The sequence below is a fragment of the Arthrobacter sp. UYP4 genome, assembly GCF_057291175.1.
The window spans coordinates 347,182-363,680 of sequence record NZ_JBXAVU010000002.1 but is presented as its reverse complement, the minus strand read 5'-3'; the positions used below and the strand labels follow the sequence as shown (position 1 = coordinate 363,680).

15 protein-coding genes are annotated in these 16,499 nt (G+C 70.1%); 13 read left to right on the top strand and 2 right to left on the bottom strand.

Features of this window, described 5'->3' with window-relative positions; translation table 11 throughout:
- Positions 1-26 precede the first annotated feature (26 nt).
- Both AC0Z9V_RS10430 and sdhC read right to left on the bottom strand, forming a co-directional pair.
- Positions 27-494, bottom strand: coding sequence for a succinate dehydrogenase hydrophobic membrane anchor subunit (locus AC0Z9V_RS10430; protein ID WP_133082744.1), 468 nt, complete (start codon positions 492-494; stop codon positions 27-29).
- Positions 495-499: 5 nt separating this feature from the next.
- Positions 500-883, bottom strand: coding sequence for a succinate dehydrogenase, cytochrome b556 subunit (sdhC, locus tag AC0Z9V_RS10425; protein WP_133082745.1), 384 nt, complete (start codon positions 881-883; stop codon positions 500-502).
- A gap of 343 nt (positions 884-1,226) precedes the next feature.
- On the opposite strand from sdhC, the gene AC0Z9V_RS10420 reads away from it, so the two are divergent.
- The 13 genes from AC0Z9V_RS10420 (at position 1,227) to AC0Z9V_RS10360 (ending at position 16,455) form a co-directional block, all read left to right on the top strand.
- The gene (locus tag AC0Z9V_RS10420; protein ID WP_459267574.1) at positions 1,227-2,366 is read left to right on the top strand and encodes a mannose-1-phosphate guanylyltransferase; all 1,140 of its coding nucleotides are present in this window, start codon (positions 1,227-1,229) and stop codon (positions 2,364-2,366) included.
- 140 nt (positions 2,367-2,506) lie between these two features.
- Positions 2,507-3,652 (top strand): amidohydrolase, encoded by a 1,146-nt coding sequence (locus AC0Z9V_RS10415; protein WP_432206149.1) that lies wholly within the window; start codon positions 2,507-2,509, stop codon positions 3,650-3,652.
- A 271-nt stretch (positions 3,653-3,923) separates the two neighbouring features.
- On the top strand, positions 3,924-5,036 hold the full coding sequence (locus AC0Z9V_RS10410) for a BMP family lipoprotein (protein ID WP_485141447.1): 1,113 nt from the start codon (positions 3,924-3,926) through the stop codon (positions 5,034-5,036).
- A gap of 150 nt (positions 5,037-5,186) precedes the next feature.
- The gene (locus AC0Z9V_RS10405) at positions 5,187-6,731 is read left to right on the top strand and encodes an ABC transporter ATP-binding protein (RefSeq protein ID WP_133082748.1); all 1,545 of its coding nucleotides are present in this window, start codon (positions 5,187-5,189) and stop codon (positions 6,729-6,731) included.
- Entirely contained in the window at positions 6,728-8,119 is a 1,392-nt protein-coding gene (locus tag AC0Z9V_RS10400; protein ID WP_485141446.1) for an ABC transporter permease, read from the top strand. The genes AC0Z9V_RS10405 and AC0Z9V_RS10400 overlap by 4 nt, the downstream gene beginning before the upstream one ends.
- Positions 8,116-9,408 carry an ABC transporter permease gene (locus tag AC0Z9V_RS10395; RefSeq protein WP_485141445.1) on the top strand — a complete coding sequence of 431 codons (1,293 nt, stop codon included), beginning with the start codon at positions 8,116-8,118 and terminating at the stop codon, positions 9,406-9,408. The genes AC0Z9V_RS10400 and AC0Z9V_RS10395 overlap by 4 nt, the downstream gene beginning before the upstream one ends.
- Before the next feature lie 13 nt (positions 9,409-9,421).
- Positions 9,422-9,817, top strand: coding sequence for a cytidine deaminase (locus tag AC0Z9V_RS10390; RefSeq protein ID WP_485141444.1), 396 nt, complete (start codon positions 9,422-9,424; stop codon positions 9,815-9,817).
- Between the two features lie 93 nt (positions 9,818-9,910).
- Positions 9,911-11,197, top strand: a complete 1,287-nt coding sequence (locus tag AC0Z9V_RS10385; RefSeq protein WP_485141443.1) for a thymidine phosphorylase — start codon at positions 9,911-9,913, stop codon at positions 11,195-11,197.
- 326 nt (positions 11,198-11,523) lie between these two features.
- Entirely contained in the window at positions 11,524-12,207 is a 684-nt protein-coding gene (locus AC0Z9V_RS10380) for a DedA family protein (RefSeq protein ID WP_133082753.1), read from the top strand.
- A 24-nt stretch (positions 12,208-12,231) separates the two neighbouring features.
- Entirely contained in the window at positions 12,232-13,377 is a 1,146-nt protein-coding gene (locus AC0Z9V_RS10375; RefSeq protein ID WP_133082754.1) for an adenosine deaminase, read from the top strand.
- An 8-nt stretch (positions 13,378-13,385) separates the two neighbouring features.
- Positions 13,386-14,084: a MazG nucleotide pyrophosphohydrolase domain-containing protein gene (locus AC0Z9V_RS10370; protein ID WP_485141442.1), complete on the top strand. Its 699-nt coding sequence runs from the start codon at positions 13,386-13,388 to the stop codon at positions 14,082-14,084.
- Positions 14,085-14,237: 153 nt separating this feature from the next.
- Positions 14,238-15,518, top strand: coding sequence for a phosphopyruvate hydratase (eno, locus tag AC0Z9V_RS10365; protein WP_133081978.1), 1,281 nt, complete (start codon positions 14,238-14,240; stop codon positions 15,516-15,518).
- 97 nt (positions 15,519-15,615) lie between these two features.
- Positions 15,616-16,455: a septum formation initiator family protein gene (locus AC0Z9V_RS10360; RefSeq protein WP_133081979.1), complete on the top strand. Its 840-nt coding sequence runs from the start codon at positions 15,616-15,618 to the stop codon at positions 16,453-16,455.
- Positions 16,456-16,499: the final 44 nt, after the last annotated feature.

The window sequence follows — 16,499 nt, the reverse complement described above, 5'->3', positions numbered from 1 at the left end:
TGCGGGAACTGCCGACGTGGGCAGGCTTACGGTGCGGGGCAGTAGTCCGCGACGTGGGCCACCCCGTCGATGACGGGGCAGGGGTCGAACGTGAAGATCACGAGGGTGCCGAGCACCAGGATGACCACGGTCGCCGTGTACAGGACACCCTTGAGCCACATACGGGTGCTGTTCTTCTCGGCGTAGTCGTTGATGATCACGCGGATGCCGTTGGTGCCGTGCAGCATGGACAGCCACAGCAGCGTGAGGTCCCAGATCTGCCAGACGGGGTCCGCCCACTTGCCGGCGACGAAGCCGAAGTCGATCCCGGTGATGCCGTCACCGGCGACGAGGTTCACGTAGAGGTGGACGAGGATCAGCACCAGGAGGATGGCGCCGGAGAGGCGCATGAAGAGCCAGGCGGTCATCTCGAAGTTGCCGCGCGAGCCGGGGGTGCGTGAGTAGCCCGGGGCGACGCGTCCGGAGCGGGGGCTTTCGATGGTTGGGGTAGCCATGGGTACTAACCTCCGAAGACGTGCGAGAGATGGCGGATCGAGAAGGCGATCATGACGACCGCCCAGAGGCCTACGACGGCCCACAGCATCTGGCGGTGGTACCTCGGACCCTTCTTCCAGAAGTCCACGAGGATGACGCGGACCCCATTGAAGGCGTGGAACAGGATGGCAGCGACGAGGCCGAGTTCCCCGAGACCCATGATCGGGTTCTTGTACGAGGCGATGACGGCGTCGTAGGCTTCCGGCGAAACGCGGACGAGCGACGTGTCCAGGACGTGCACGAGGAGGAAGAAGAAAATCACTACCCCGGTGATGCGGTGGGCCACCCAGGACCATTGGCCTTCCCGGCCACGGTAGAGGGTGCCTGCTGGTGTCAGTGTCTTCGGCATTGAAATTACCTCCCTGCATCGCATGGGCGTTAGCGCGTTATACGCAGGGATTACGCCGGTGCGACAGCACTCTTCAGATAAGAATAATGTAGGCCGGTGACACTTCCCGTTCAATTTAGGCACCCCTTCCCTGTGACCTTGTTAACACCCGTGCGCACCGGGGCGGACAGGGCATCGGCGGAGCGCCGACCGGGAGCCGGCCGGGACGGTGGCGAGGGTGCGTGCCGGGGTCCACGCCGGGACTGATGGAGGTCCTCCCCCGAGTGCCGGAGGCGCGGCCGGGGCCGTCCCCGATGGGGGACGGATCGCCGCCGCGCACCGCTCGTCCGTTACCGTGGAACGGATGAGTACAGAGAGGGCCGCGGCCCAGACCCCCGAGAACGTGCTGGACCGCTTCCACGGCGTCATCCCCGCGGGAGGCACGGGCACACGCCTGTGGCCGCTCTCGCGGGCGGCCGCACCCAAGTTCCTGCACGACCTCACGGGGTCCGGCAGCACCCTGATCAGGGCGACGTACGACCGCCTCCGGCCGCTGTGCGACGGACGCATCATGGTGGTCACCGGGATGGTGCACCGCCGGGCCGTGCTCGAGCAGCTGCCCGAGATCGAGGACATGAACCTGGTGCTCGAGGCCGAGCCGAAGGATTCCGGGGCGGCGATCGGGCTGGCAGCGGCCATCCTGCACCAGCGGGACCCGGACATCATCATGGGGTCCTTCGCCGCCGACCAGGTCATCGCGCCCGTGGACGTCTTCCAGGCTGCGGTGCGAGAGGCCATCCAGACCGCGGCACGGGGATACATCGTCACGATCGGCATCAAGCCGACCCACGCATCCACCGGGTTCGGGTACATCCGCGCCGGTGAATCGCTCGCCTCGGCGGGAGCGCCCAGCGCGCGCGCCGTCATCGAGTTCGTCGAGAAGCCCTCGCAGGAGGTCGCCGACGGCTATATCGGGAGCGGCAACTACTCGTGGAACGCGGGCATGTTCGTGGCACCCGTCGACCTCATGCTGAAGCACCTCTCCGCCAACGAGCCCGAGCTCTACGCGGGACTGATGGAGATCGCCGAGGCGTGGGACACCCCGCGCAGGGTGGAGGTGGCCCGCCGGGTCTGGCCGACCCTGCCGAAGATCGCGATCGACTACGCCGTGGCGGAGCCCGCCGCCGCCGCGGGCGACGTCGCCATGATCCCCGGGGAGTTCAACTGGGACGACGTCGGCGACTTCGCGGCCATCGGCCGCCTCAATCCTGCCGAGGAGAACAGCGAGCTCACGGTCATGGGGGAGGGGGCCCGCGTCTTCTCGGAGAACGCGTCCGGGATCGTCGTCTCCGACACCAAGCGGGTGATCGCCCTCATCGGCATCGACGACGTCGTCATCGTCGACACACCCGACGCGCTCCTCGTCACGACGAAGGAGCACGCGCAGGAGGTCAAGAAGGCCGTCGAGAGGCTGCGCGCCAGCGGCGACACGGACGTGCTGTAGGACGGGACCCCGATTCGTCCATGACACGGGCGAGTCCGATCGTGTGAGGGTGCCGGGCCGTCGGTCGGTAGGCTGATCCAGTGGAAACGTCCAGTACCCAGAGTCCGCCGATCTCCCGAGTAGGTGCCTCCCTCGAGCCGATGCTCGGCGAGCTGACCGAGATCCGGCGCGACATCCACCGGCATCCGGAGCTGTCCTACAAGGAGCACCGGACCACCGACCTGATCGTGGCCAGGCTCGCGCAGGCCGGGCTCGTGCCGCACCGGCTCGAGGGCACCGGAGCCTACGTGGACATCGGCCGGGGGCCCCTGCGGATCGCCCTGCGGGCGGACATCGACGCCCTGCCGATCGTCGAGGAGACGGGGCTGGACTACACGTCGGCCGCCACCGGTGTCACCCACGCGTGCGGGCACGACATCCACACCACGGTGATGCTGGGGGTCGCGCTCGTGCTCGCCGACCTGGATGCCGACGCGCCGCTGCCCGGCACGGTGCGCATCATCTTCCAGCCCGCGGAGGAGATGATGCCCGGCGGGGCGATCGACGTCATCGCCCAGGGCGTGCTCACCGGCGTCCCGCGGATCCTGGCGCTCCACTGCGATCCGAGGATCGACGTCGGCCTCGTCGGCACGCGTATCGGTGCCATCACCTCGGCGTCGGACACCATCCGCGTGGAGCTCAGCGGCCGCGGCGGCCACACCTCGCGCCCGCACCTCACCGAGGACCTCGTGTTCGCCCTCGCCTCCATCGCCGTGAACGTCCCGGCCGTCCTCTCGCGCCGCATCGACGTGCGCAGTGCGGTGTCCGTGGTGTGGGGGCAGATCCATGCGGGCTCCGCGCCCAATGCCATCCCGGCGCACGGCTTCATGTCCGGCACGCTCCGCTGCCTCGACGGGGAAGCCTGGGAATCGGCGGGCGAGCTGCTCGACCGTGCCGTGCGCGAGGTGGCCGCCCCGTTCGGGGTCGACGTGAGGCTCGAGCACATCCGCGGCGTCCCCCCGGTGGTGAACCAGGAGGCGGAGACCGGGTTACTGGAAGCCGCGGCCCGCGCCGAACTCGGTTCGGGCGCCGTCGTCCTCACCCCGCAGTCCATGGGCGGCGAGGATTTCGCCTGGATGACCCAGGAGGTGCCCGGTGCCATGATGCGGCTGGGCACGCGCACCCCCGGTGGCGAGACCTACGATCTCCACCGCGGGGACTACGCACCCGACGAAGGCGCGATCGCCTGCGGTATCCGCGTGATGGCCGTCGCCGCCCTCCAGGCCGTGCTCGGTCGCGACCACTGACGGCCGGGTCCTGCGTCCTGGAGGAACCGGGACCTCCTCCCGGCTGTCCTCAGCCGCCTGTGCATAACGAAAACCGAACGATCCTCCCGCCCCGACCGCCCGTGTAGTGTTCCCCATCACTTGGCGCTTAGGATATTCGCATACGTGCTGCACCGACGGTGTCGCGGCGCCACGGTCTCCCAGTGAAAACAGAGCCTCGGATCCAATCGTGGACCGTGATGGACACTCACTGGTATTCGTCCCGTGGCGCATTTCTCTCCTGGAGGCATTTTTGAAGAACTCACTGCGCTCATTCTCGCGTGGCACCGGCCTGTCCGCCGCCGTTCTCGGCGTCTCGGCCCTCGTCCTGTCCGGCTGCGGCGCGCCGCCCGCCGAGGACTCGGCCGGTGGCGGCTCGAGCGCCGAGGCCAACACCGACTACCTCGGCTGCATCGTCTCCGACTCCGGTGGATTCGACGACCGTTCGTTCAACCAGTCCAGCTACGAGGGCCTGAAGAAGGCCGAGGCGGACCTCGGCATCACGATCAACCAGGCCGAATCGCAGGCCGAGACCGACTTCGGCCCCAACGTCGACCAGATGGTCCAGGCCGGGTGCAACCTCACCGTCACCGTCGGCTTCCTGCTCGCGGACACGACGAAGGCAGCGGCGGAAGCCAACACCGATGCCAACTTCGCGATCGTCGACGACAACTCGATCGACCTGCCGAACGTCAAGCCGATCATCTACGACACGGCGCAGGCCGCGTTCCTCGCCGGCTACGCAGCGGCGGCGACCAGCGAGTCCGGCAAGGTGGCCACCTACGGCGGCATCAACATCCCGACCGTGACCATCTTCATGGACGGCTTCGCCGAGGGCGTGGACTACTTCAACGAGGAGACCGGCGGAGACGTGCAGCTCCTCGGCTGGGACAAGGAGAGCCAGAACGGCACCTTCGTGGGTAACTTCGAGGATGCCGCCGCAGGCAAGACCAACACCCAGAACTTCATCAACGAGGGTGCCGACATCATCATGCCGGTCGCCGGTCCGGTCGGCTCGGGCACGCTCGACGCCGTCATCGAGGCGAACGCGGGCGGCAAGGACGTCAAGGCGATCTGGGTCGACTCGGACGGCTACGAGACCGCCGGCAAGGGCGAGGAGTTCATCCTCACCTCCGTCATGAAGCTCATGGGCGACGCCGTCGAGGACGTCATCAGCACCGATGTGGAGGGCAACTTCGACAACACCCCGTACGTCGGCACCCTGGAGAACGGTGGCGTGGCACTGGCGCCGTTCCACGACCAGGAGGCCAGCGTCCCCGCCGATCTGCAGACCACGCTCGACGAGCTGAAGGAACAGATCATCTCCGGCGACATCGCGGTCGATTCGGCCGCCAGCCCGAAGTAACAGCGCACCGCACGAGAACCGCCTTCCTCCCGGGGCTTTCCGCCGGGAGGAGGGCGGTTTGCGTTCGCCGCGGGTGCATGCCCCGGAGCCGTGGCCGGTATCCTTTCCGGTGACGTCCACCGACGACAACAGAACAGAACAGGCTGGGTTGTGAAACTCGAACTGATCGGCATCACGAAGCGTTTCGGATCGCTCGTCGCCAACGACTCCATCGATCTCGTCGTGGAACCAGGACAGGTCCACAGCCTGCTCGGCGAGAACGGGGCCGGCAAGTCCACGCTCATGAACGTGCTGTACGGCCTCTACGACCCCACCGAGGGCGAGATCCGCGTCAATGACAAGCCGGTGACCTTCAAGGGACCGGGCGACGCGATGGCCGCGGGGATCGGCATGGTGCACCAGCACTTCATGCTGGTGCCGGTGTTCACCGTCGCGGAGAACGTGGCACTGGGCAACGAGGCCACCAAGGCCGGCGGGATGCTCAACCTGCAGGAGACCCGGACGCGCATCCGGCAGATCTCGGACCAGTACGGGTTCGACGTCGACCCCGACGCGGTCGTCGAGGACCTGCCGGTCGGCGTCCAGCAGCGCGTCGAGATCATCAAGGCGCTCGTCCGCGACGCCGAGGTCCTCATCCTCGACGAGCCGACAGCCGTCCTGACGCCCAAGGAGACCGACGAACTGCTCGGGATCATGGCGCAGCTCAAGGCGGACGGCACATCCATCGTCTTCATCTCGCACAAGCTCCGCGAGGTCAAGGCCGTCTCCGACGTGATCACCGTGGTCCGCCGCGGCAAGGTCGTCGGAACCGCCGACCCCAGCGCCCCGACCACGGAACTCGCGTCCCTCATGGTGGGGCGCGCCGTCAGCCTGACCCTGGACAAGAAGCCGGCCGCGCCGGGCGAGGTGACCTTCCGGGTCCGGGACCTCACCGTCCAGGCCCCCAACGGGCAGCGCGTGGTGGACGGCCTGAGCTTCGAGGTCGCCGAGGGCGAGATCCTCGCCGTCGCGGGTGTCCAGGGCAACGGCCAGACCGAACTCACGGAGGCGATCATGGGCCTCCAGGACCACGTCACCGGATCGATCACCCTCGGCGGGAACGAGCTCCTGGGCCGCAGCGTCAAGGACGTCATCCGCGCCGGCGTCGGTTTCGTCCCCGAGGACCGCAGCGTCGAGGGACTCGTCGGGACGTTCTCCGTCGCCGAGAACCTCATCCTCAACCGGTACGACGACGCGCCCTTCGCGAAGGGACTCTCCATGTCCCCGTCGGCCATCGAGAAGAACGCCGACGAGAAGATCGCCGAGTACGACGTGCGCACGCAGTCCGCGTCCGCCGCCGCGGGCACCCTCTCCGGCGGCAACCAGCAGAAGGTCGTCATGGCCCGCGAGTTCTCGCGGCCCCTCAAGCTGTTCATCGCCTCGCAGCCCACGCGCGGCGTCGACGTCGGTTCCATCGAGTTCCTGCACCGCAGGATCGTCGCGGAGCGCGACGGCGGCACGCCCGTCATCATCGTCTCCACCGAACTCGACGAGGTCCTCGAGCTCGCCGACCGGATCGCGGTCCTCTACCGCGGCCGCCTCATGGGGATCGTCCCCGGGTCCGTGTCACGCGACGTGCTCGGCCTGATGATGGCCGGTATGCCCGCCGAGGAAGCCCTGGCGCAGACACACGATATCCAAGGAGGAAACCTGTGAGCCCGCAGGACGACCGGCCGGTATCCCCGGCTCCCGACGGCGGCGCCCCGCCGACCCGGCGGGAAGCGAAGGAGGCCGCACGCCAGGACGAGGTGCGCCTCGAGAACGCCGTCGAGACGGCAGGCGGGGAGGTACCCCCTCCCGCGGTACCCGCGACGGCGGCGAGCCGCGGACCCGCGCCGGAGTCGACCCTCCTGCAGCGCGTCATGACGGGGAACGCGCTCGTCGCCTTCCTGTCGGTGGTGCTGTCCCTGATCCTCGGTGGAGTGCTCATCGCGGTCACCGACCAGAACGTGGCGCGGGCGTCGTCGTACTTCTTCAGCCGCCCGCAGGACACCCTCGGTGCTGCCTGGACGGCGGCGTCGAGCGCCTACATCGCGCTCTTCCAGGGCTCGGTCTTCAACTTCGGCGGAGATTCCTTCTCCCGCATGATCTACCCCCTGACGCAGACCCTGACCGTCGCGACCCCGCTGATCTGCGCGGGGCTCGGCGTGGCCCTCGCCTTCCGGGCCGGCCTCTTCAACATCGGTGCCCAGGGACAGATCCTGATCGGCGCCACGTTCGCGGGCTGGATCGGCTTCACGCTGCACCTGCCCGTCGGCCTCCACCTGCTGCTCGTGATCCTCGCGGGCATGGTCGGCGGCGCCGTCTGGGCCGGTCTCGTGGGCCTCCTGAAGGCTCGGACCGGTGCACACGAGGTCATCCTGACGATCATGTTCAACTACATCGCGACGAACCTGGTGCTGTACTTCCTGAGCACCCCGGCGTTCCAGCGGCCGGGTTCCACGAACCCGATCAGCCCGCAGCTCGACGCGAGCGCCCTGTACCCGCCGCTGCTCGGTCCGGCGTTCCGCCTGCACTGGGGCTTCGTCGTCGCCGTCCTGGCCACCGTCTTCGTGTGGTGGCTGCTCAACCGGTCGACCGTCGGGTTCGAGCTCCGTGCCGTCGGCGCCAACGCGAGCGCGGCCCGCACCGCCGGTGTCAACGTCAGCAGGGGCTACATCCTCGCGATGGCCATCGCCGGGGCCCTCGCCGGCCTCGCCGGCGTGGCCCAGGTCTCCGGGACCGAGAAGGTCCTCACCTCGGGCGTCGCTGCGAGCTTCGGCTTCGACGCGATCACGGTGGCACTCCTCGGCCGGTCCTCGCCGTGGGGCACCTTCGCGGCGGGCATCCTCTTCGGCGCCTTCCGCGCCGGGGGAGTGGCCATGCAGGCCTCGACGGGCACGAGCATCGACATCGTCCTCGTCGTGCAGTCGCTGATCGTCCTCTTCATCGCGGCGCCGCCACTCGTCCGTGCGCTCTTCCGCCTCCCGGCACCGGGCGCCGCGCGCACGGGCAAGGGCGGCACCCCTCACCGCACGCCAGCCTCGACCGGAGCAGCAGCATGAGCACAGCAACCACCGCTCGCGACGAGCGCCAGAACGCAGCCGGCGACGCGGCCGTGCGGAGCTGGAAGAACCCGGTCATCCTCTCCGTCGTCGCCCTCTTCGCCCTCCTCGTCTTCGCACTCGGAGCGCCGGGCAACGACGTCACGTTCAGGCTGTCGGAGGAGAACGACCCGATCGTCCTGCCGTCCATCGTGGTGTCCGCCCCGGTGATCGGCTGGATCGCGGCACTCGCGATGATCGCCCTCGCCGTCCTCGCGATCCTGCGCACGCGCTCGGGGCGGAAGATCCCCGCCTGGCTGCTGGCCGTCTTCGCCGTCCTGTTCCTCGTCGCGTTCCTGACGTGGGTCGTCGGGAGCGCCCGCACCCCCAACGTCGCCCTCTACGGTCTCCTCGCCGGATCCGTCACCCTGGCCGTGCCGCTGATCTTCGGCTCGCTCTCGGGCGTGCTGTGCGAGCGCTCCGGCGTCGTGAACATCGCGATCGAGGGCCAGCTGCTGTTCGGCGCGTTCGCGGCCGCGGTCGCGGCGTCGCTGTCCGGGAGTGCCTTCGTCGGCCTCCTCGCCGCGGCGGTGGCGGGCGTCCTCGTGTCCCTCGTCCTCGCCGTCTTCAGCATCCGCTACGTCGTGAACCAGGTGATCGTCGGCGTCGTGCTGAACGTCCTGGTCTCCGGGCTGACCGGTTTCCTGTTCTCCGCCGTGCTGAGCGAGGACGCGGAGCGGTGGAACTCGCCGCCGCGCCTGCCCGTGATCGAGATCCCGCTGCTCGCGGACATCCCGGTGATCGGCCCGATCCTCTTCCAGCAGACCATCGTGGGCTACCTCATGTACGTCGCGGTGGCCGTCGTCTACGTGGCGCTCTACCACTCGCGCTGGGGCCTGCGCACGCGCGCCGTCGGCGAGCACCCCAAGGCCGCCGACACCCTCGGCGTCAACGTCAACCGCATGCGCTTCACCAACGTGCTGCTCGCGGGCGTCGTCGCGGGCGTCGGAGGATCCTTCTTCACGCTCGTCGCCGTCTCGGGCTTCGGCCGCGACATGACCGCGGGCCAGGGCTACATCGCGCTCGCCGCCCTGATCTTCGGTCGGTGGAACCCGATCGGGGCCTTCTTCGCGGCGCTGCTGTTCGGCTTCGCCACGAACCTGTCCAACGTGCTCAGCCTGCTCGGCACGCCCGTGCCGGACCAGTTCCTGCGCATGCTGCCGTACGTGGTGACGGTCTTCGCGGTCGCGGGGCTCGTCGGCCGCTCGCGGGCACCGGGCGCCAGCGGTATCCCGTACATCAAGGGCTAGGAGGCTCAGCAGCATGACCGACGACGAGATCCCCTGGGACTCCCTGGCCGCCACGGCGAGGGACGCCATGGAACGCGCCTACGTCCCCTATTCGAAGTACCCCGTGGGGGCCGCGGCCCTGCTCGAGGACGGCCGCATCATCTCCGGCTGCAACGTGGAGAACGCCTCCTACGGTCTGACCCTGTGCGCGGAGTGTGCGCTCGTGAGCGCGCTGGCCATGAGCGGCGGCGGGCGTATCCGGGCGTTCAGCTGCGTGGACGGCGAGGGCAGCACCCTCATGCCGTGCGGGCGCTGCCGCCAGCTGCTGTACGAGTTCCGGGCGCCGGACATGGTGCTCATGACCGTCAGCGGCATCTGCACCATGGACGAGGTCCTGCCGGACGCCTTCGGGCCACAGCACCTCGCCTGACCCAGGGGCGCGGCCGGACAGGCCGCGCCCCTCCTCTTCCCCTTCCCATTCCACGGCTCCTGCCAGGAGCCGCACCACGATCCGAGGATCCCCATGACCGAAGCCTTCGACGCCGTCGACATCATCCGTACCAAGCGCGACCGGGGCACGCTCTCGCCCGAGCAGATCGACTGGACCATCGACGCCTACACGCGTGGCGTCATCGCCGACGAGCAGATGGCCGCCCTCAACATGGCGATCCTGCTCAACGGCATGGACCGCGCCGAGATCTCGCGCTGGACCGCCGCGATGATCGCCTCCGGCGAGCGCATGGACTTCTCCTCGCTCGGCCGCCCCACCAGCGACAAGCACTCCACCGGGGGCGTCGGCGACAAGATCACCCTGCCGCTGGCCCCGCTCGTCGCCGTCTTCGGCGTCGCCGTGCCGCAGCTCTCCGGACGCGGCCTCGGCCACACGGGGGGCACCCTGGACAAGCTGGAATCCATCCCCGGCTGGCGTGCGCACCTCAGCAACGAGGACATGCTGCGCCAGCTCGCCGAGGTGGGCGCGGTCATCTGCGCCGCCGGGACGGGACTGGCCCCCGCGGACAAGAAGCTCTATGCCCTGCGCGACGTCACGGGGACCGTCGAGGCCATCCCGCTCATCGCGTCCTCGATCATGAGCAAGAAGATCGCCGAGGGGACCGGGTCGCTGGTCCTGGACGTGAAGGTGGGCAGCGGGGCCTTCATGAAGGACGTCGACCAGGCACGCGAGCTCGCCGAGACCATGGTGGCCCTCGGCAGGGACGCCGGCGTGAACACCGTGGCGCTCCTCACCGACATGAGCACACCCCTCGGACTGACGGCCGGCAACGCCATCGAGGTCGAGGAGTCGGTGGAGGTCCTCGCCGGCGGCGGACCGGCCGACGTCGTCGAGCTCACCGTGCGCCTCGCGGAGGAGATGCTCGCGTGCGCGGGCGTGCACGACGCCGACCCGGCGGCCGCGCTGAAGGACGGACGCGCGATGGATGTCTGGAACAGGATGATCCAGGCGCAGGGCGGAGACCCCCGCGCGACCCTGCCCGTGGCGAAGGAGTCCGAGGTCGTCCTGGCGCCGGCCGACGGCGTGCTCGTGGGCCTCGACGCGCTCTCGGTGGGCGTCGCCGCCTGGCGGCTCGGAGCCGGCCGGGCCCGCAAGGAGGACCAGGTGCAGGCGGGGGCCGGCGTGCGGCTGCACGCGAAGCCGGGAGCCTCCGTGCGTGCGGGGGAGCCCCTGATGACGCTGCTCACGGACACCCCGGAGAAGTTCGACCGTGCACGGGACGCGCTGGCCGACGCCGTCGTGATCGCACCGGAGGGTTCCCGCCCGGCGCAGCAGCTCATCATCGACCGCATCGCCTGAGGTCCGGATCGCCTGAGTCCGGATCGCCTGAGGTCCGGATCGCCCGAGGTCCGGATCGCGTGAGGTCCGGATCGGGCCACCTCCGGTGCGACCCCTAGGGGGAACGGGCGCCGGCCTCATCCCTGGGGGTGAGGCCGGCCGCGGGCCGGATCGCCCGCAAGGGCGACGACCCGGGACGGCTGCCGCGGGTAGCGTCGACGGCAGACGCGCGGCAGCGGTTCCCGGTTCCCCCCGGCACCGCGACGGCGTCGTCCGGCCCCGTTCCGACGACCGCCTCCACCCCTGGTGGCGGGTCGCACGGGGTGTACCGGCGGAGGAGCCCCAGGATGGATGCGATCACCAGTGCCCTCGACGGCATCAGCGACGTCGTGCTGGCCGCCGCGGAGCAGCCCTGGGTGTACCTCCTGGTGCTCGTGTGCTGCGTCGTGGACGGTTTCTTCCCGCCGTTCCCCAGCGAGTCCGTCGTCGTCGGCCTCGCGTCGCTCGTCCTCACCCAGGGCGTGCCGAACCCCTGGCTGCTGATCCTGGTCGCGGCCGCGGGCGCGTTCCTCGGCGACAACATCGCCTTCCGCTTCGGCCGGGGGATCGGCACCACGCGCTTCCGGTGGATGAGGCGACCGCGCATGCAGCGGTCCTTCACCTGGGCGGGGAACGAACTCGCGAAGCGGGCCGCGTCACTGATCCTGGTAGCGCGCTTCATCCCGATCGGCCGCGTGGCGGTCAACCTCACGGCGGGGGCCACCGGGTACTCGCAGCGCCGGTTCGTCGCCCTCACGGCCCTCTCCGGTGTGGTGTGGGCCGGCTACTCCGTGGGTATCGGCGCGGTCGCGGGGACCTGGTTCCAGCACAACCATCTGCTGGGCGTCGCGGTGGCCGTCGGGATCGCCGTCGTCCTCGGGTTCCTCGTGGACCGCGTGATCGCCCTCGTCCGCGGCTCGACGCCGCTCCAGGCCGCCGTCGAGGAGCCCCAGGACTCTCCGGAGCCGGCCCGGGAGACGAGCCCTCCCTGAGGCGCATCGCGTAGGCTTGACGGCGTGACCCAGACCCAGAACGACGCTGCCATCGACATCCGGACCCTGCCGAAGGTCTCCCTCCACGACCACCTCGACGGCGGCCTGCGGCCGGCCACCATCCTCGAGCTCGCCGCCGACATCGGGCACGAGCTCCCGGCACCGGACGCCGAGTCCCTCGGGACCTGGTTCCGCGAGTCCGCGGACTCGGGATCGCTCGAGCGGTACCTCGAGACCTTCGACCACACCATCGCCGTCATGCAGACGCGGGAGGGGCTCACGCGGGTCGCCCGGGAGTTCGTCGAGGACCTGGCGCTCGACGGCGTGGTCTACGGGGAAGTGCGGTGGGCGCCGGAGCAGCACACGCAGAAGGGCCTGACGCTCGACGAGGCCGTCGAGGCGGTCCAGGAAGGCCTCGAGGCGGGTGCCGCGGCGGCCATCGCCGCGGGACGCGTCATCCAGGTGGGCCAGCTCATCACGGCGATGCGGCACGCGGACCGCGGCCAGGAGATCGCCGAGCTCGCCGTCCGCCACCGCGACCGCGGCGCCGTCGGCTTCGACATCGCCGGGGCGGAGAACGGCTTCCTGCCCTCGCGCTTCGCCGACGCCTTCACGTACCTCGCCTCCGAGCAGTTCCCCGCGACCGTGCACGCGGGCGAGGCGGCCGGGCTGGACAGCATCCAGGACGCCCTCGTCGCGGGACGTGCGCTGCGCCTCGGCCACGGCGTCCGCATCGCCGAGGACATCGAAATCGAGGAGTCGGCGGACGACGACGCCGCCGACGGCGAGGAGGTCGGCATCGCCAACCTGGGCCGTATCGCCTCCTGGGTCCGCGACCGCGGCATCCCGCTCGAGCTGTGCCCGTCGTCGAACCTGCAGACCGGCGCCATCGCGGCCTTCGGCGACACGATCGACGCCCACCCCTTCGACCTGCTGTACCAGCTGGGCTTCAAGGTCACCGTGAACACCGACAACCGCCTGATGAGCGGCGTGACCCTGACGGGCGAGTTCGAACTCCTCGTCGGCACGTTCGGCTACGACCTCGGCGACCTGCTCGAACTGACCCTCAACGCGGTGGACGCCGCGTTCCTGCCGCTCGAGGACCGCGAAGCCCTGGCCGAGCACATCACCGCGAGCTTCGACAGGGCCGCGGGCCGGGCCGCCGCCTAGCCGCTCCGGTGACGGACGCAGCAGCGGCACGGCCCGGAGCCGCGCCCGGAAGGCCTCCGGGCGCCGCGGTCGGCCGCCTGGTGGAGGTGGTGGACCTCCTCCGCCGGCACTGCCCCTGGACGGCTGCGCTGGAGCCGGCGTCGCTGCTCGAGTATCTCGTCGAGGAGACGTACGAGCTCTACGAGGCGGTCGACGACGTCGCCCGCGCCGAGCGGCCGTCGCAGGAGCTCCTGGACGAACTGCGCGGGGAGCTGGGGGACGTGCTCTTCCAGGTGGTCCTCCACGCACAGCTGCAGGCCGAGGTCGGATCCTTCGGGCTCGCCGAGGTTGCTGAGGGGCTGACCGCCAAGCTCGTGCGGCGGAATCCCCACGTGTTCTCGCCCGACGGAGCCCTGCGCGGCGGACCGGCCGGATCGGTCGCGGACATCGTCGCCACGTGGCAGGCCGTCAAGCAGCAGGAACGCCCGGCCCGCACGTCCCCCTTCGACGGCATCCCGCGCCACCTGCCGGCTCTCGCCTTCGCCGCCAAGACGCTCGCACGGGCGGGAGAGCGGGGCGACGGTGTGCCCGACCCTGCGGGCGAAGCCGGGCTGGGCCGGGAACTGCTGGAGCTGGTGCGGCGCGCCGTGGCGAGCGGCGTGGATCCCGAGCGCGCACTGCGCCGGGCCGTAATGGACCACCAGCAGGACGTCGTCGGCGATGCGTGAGCCCTGCGACGGCGCCGCCCGCGTCACACGCGGGTGATCCACCCCACGTGCAGGACGGACGTGAACTAGGGTGGGAGCAACACCTCCGTTGCTCCGACAAAGACGTCCCAACATGATGTGAACCCCTACACTCCAACGAAGAGGAGCAAATCCATGGCCATCATCGACGCCATCCACGCGAGGGAGATCCTCGATTCCCGCGGCAACCCCACGGTCGAGGTCGAGGTCCTGCTCGACGACGACACCTTCGGCCGCGCGGCCGTCCCCTCCGGTGCCTCCACCGGCGCCTTCGAGGCCAACGAGCGCCGCGACGGCGAGAAGGACCGCTACCTCGGCAAGGGCGTCCTCCAGGCCGTCGAGGCCGTCATCGAGCAGATCCAGCCGGCACTCCTCGGGTTCGACGCCGCGGACCAGCGTGCCATCGACCAGGCGATGATCGACCTGGACGGTACGGAGAACAAGTCCAACCTGGGCGCCAACGCGATGCTGGGTGTCTCCCTCGCCATCGCCCGCGCCGCCGCCGAGTCCTCGGCCCTGCCGCTCTACCGCTACCTCGGCGGCCCGAACGCGCACGTCCTGCCGGTACCCCTGATGAACATCCTCAACGGCGGTTCGCACGCCGACTCGGACGTCGACATCCAGGAATTCATGATCGTCCCGCTCGGCGCGCAGTCCTACTCCGAGGGACTCCGCTGGGGCGTCGAGGTCTACCACGAACTGAAGTCCGTGCTGAAGGAGAAGGGCCTCGCCACCGGCCTCGGCGACGAGGGCGGGTTCGCCCCGAACCTGCCGTCCAACCGCGACGCACTGGATCTCATCACCACCGCCGTCGAGCGCGCGGGCTACACCCCGGGGACCGACATCGCGTTCGCCCTCGACGTCGCCGCCTCCGAGTTCTACAAGGACGGCGCCTACCAGTTCGAGGGCAAGGCCCTCAGCACGGAGGAGATGAGCGCCTACTACGTGGAGCTCGTCCGCGACTACCCGCTGGTCTCCATCGAGGACCCCCTCGACGAGGACGACTGGGAGGGCTGGAAGCACCTCACGGACTCGATCGGCGACAAGGTCCAGCTGGTCGGCGACGACCTGTTCGTCACGAACCCGGTGCGCCTGGCCAAGGGGATCTCGAACCAGACCGCCAACTCGCTGCTGGTGAAGGTCAACCAGATCGGCACCCTCACGGAGACGCTCGACGCCATCTCCATGGCGCAGCGTGCCGGCTACACGACGATCACCTCGCACCGTTCGGGTGAGACCGAGGACACCACGATCGCCGACATCTGCGTGGCCACCAATGCGGGCCAGATCAAGACGGGTGCTCCTGCACGCAGCGAGCGGGTGGCCAAGTATAACCAGCTGCTGCGCATCGAGGAGGAGCTCGACGACGCCGCCCGCTACGCCGGACGCAGCGCCTTCCCGCGTTTCACGGCCTAGTTGATCCGCAGTTGATCGGCAGGGCGGTTACCCTCGTTAAGCGGGTCCCGCGAGGGACCCGACGCGACCACACGCGAAAGCATTGACGAGGAGCTTCATGACTGCCCGCCGCCCCAACGTGCCGCGAGCCGGCCGTCCGACGCCTGTGGCGGAGGAACGGCCGGCTCCCGGGACGGCCAGGGGCCAGACCCCTGCCCACGGCCCGCGGACGTCCGGCTCCGCAACCCCGGCCGGTCCGGGATCGGCCGGTCGTGGCCATGTGCCGTCCCCGGGCCGGCCGCGATCCTCGGGATCCGCACTGCCCGGGACCGCCGCACCGCGGACCGCAGGACCCTCCGCGACGAAGGATCCCCGCGGGGCCGGCGGAACGGCGGGAACGACGCCTGCGCGCTCTGTGCGCCAGGCCGCGGCCTCCACTCCGCCCGGAGCCTCGAAGCCGTCGTCCCCGTCCGAGGCGCGGGCCGCCGAACGGTCCCAGCTCGCCGGCAGCATCCGCCGCGGCAGGCTCGGTGCCAGTCGTGCCGAGACCGCCATCCAGCCGGCGGAGGAGGCGACGCCGATCCCCGCGAAGTCCTTCTCCGGTCGCCTGCTGGCGCTCGCCGTCGTGCTCATCGCCGTGATCGTGCTGCTGGCGCCGTCCGTGAGCAGGTACCTGCAGCAGCAGGCGGAGCTCGACGCGCTCCGTGCGGACATCGCCCGGCAGCAGCAGGAGCAGGCGGACTACCGGTCGGAGCTCGCCCGCTGGGACGACCCGGCCTTCGTCCGGCAGCAGGCGCGCGAGCGCATCTTCCTCGTGATGCCGGGCGAGACCCGGTACCTGGTCAAGGGCGCCGACGGGATCGAGGACAGCACGGGCGAGGGCTCGGCCGCCGACCCGGCCGACCTGCCCTGGGTCGACTCCCTCTGGAGCTCGGTCGCCCGCGCAGCGACAGATTGAGCGGGCCGGGCGCCGCCGCGCCCCCTGCGAACCGTACGCCCCGG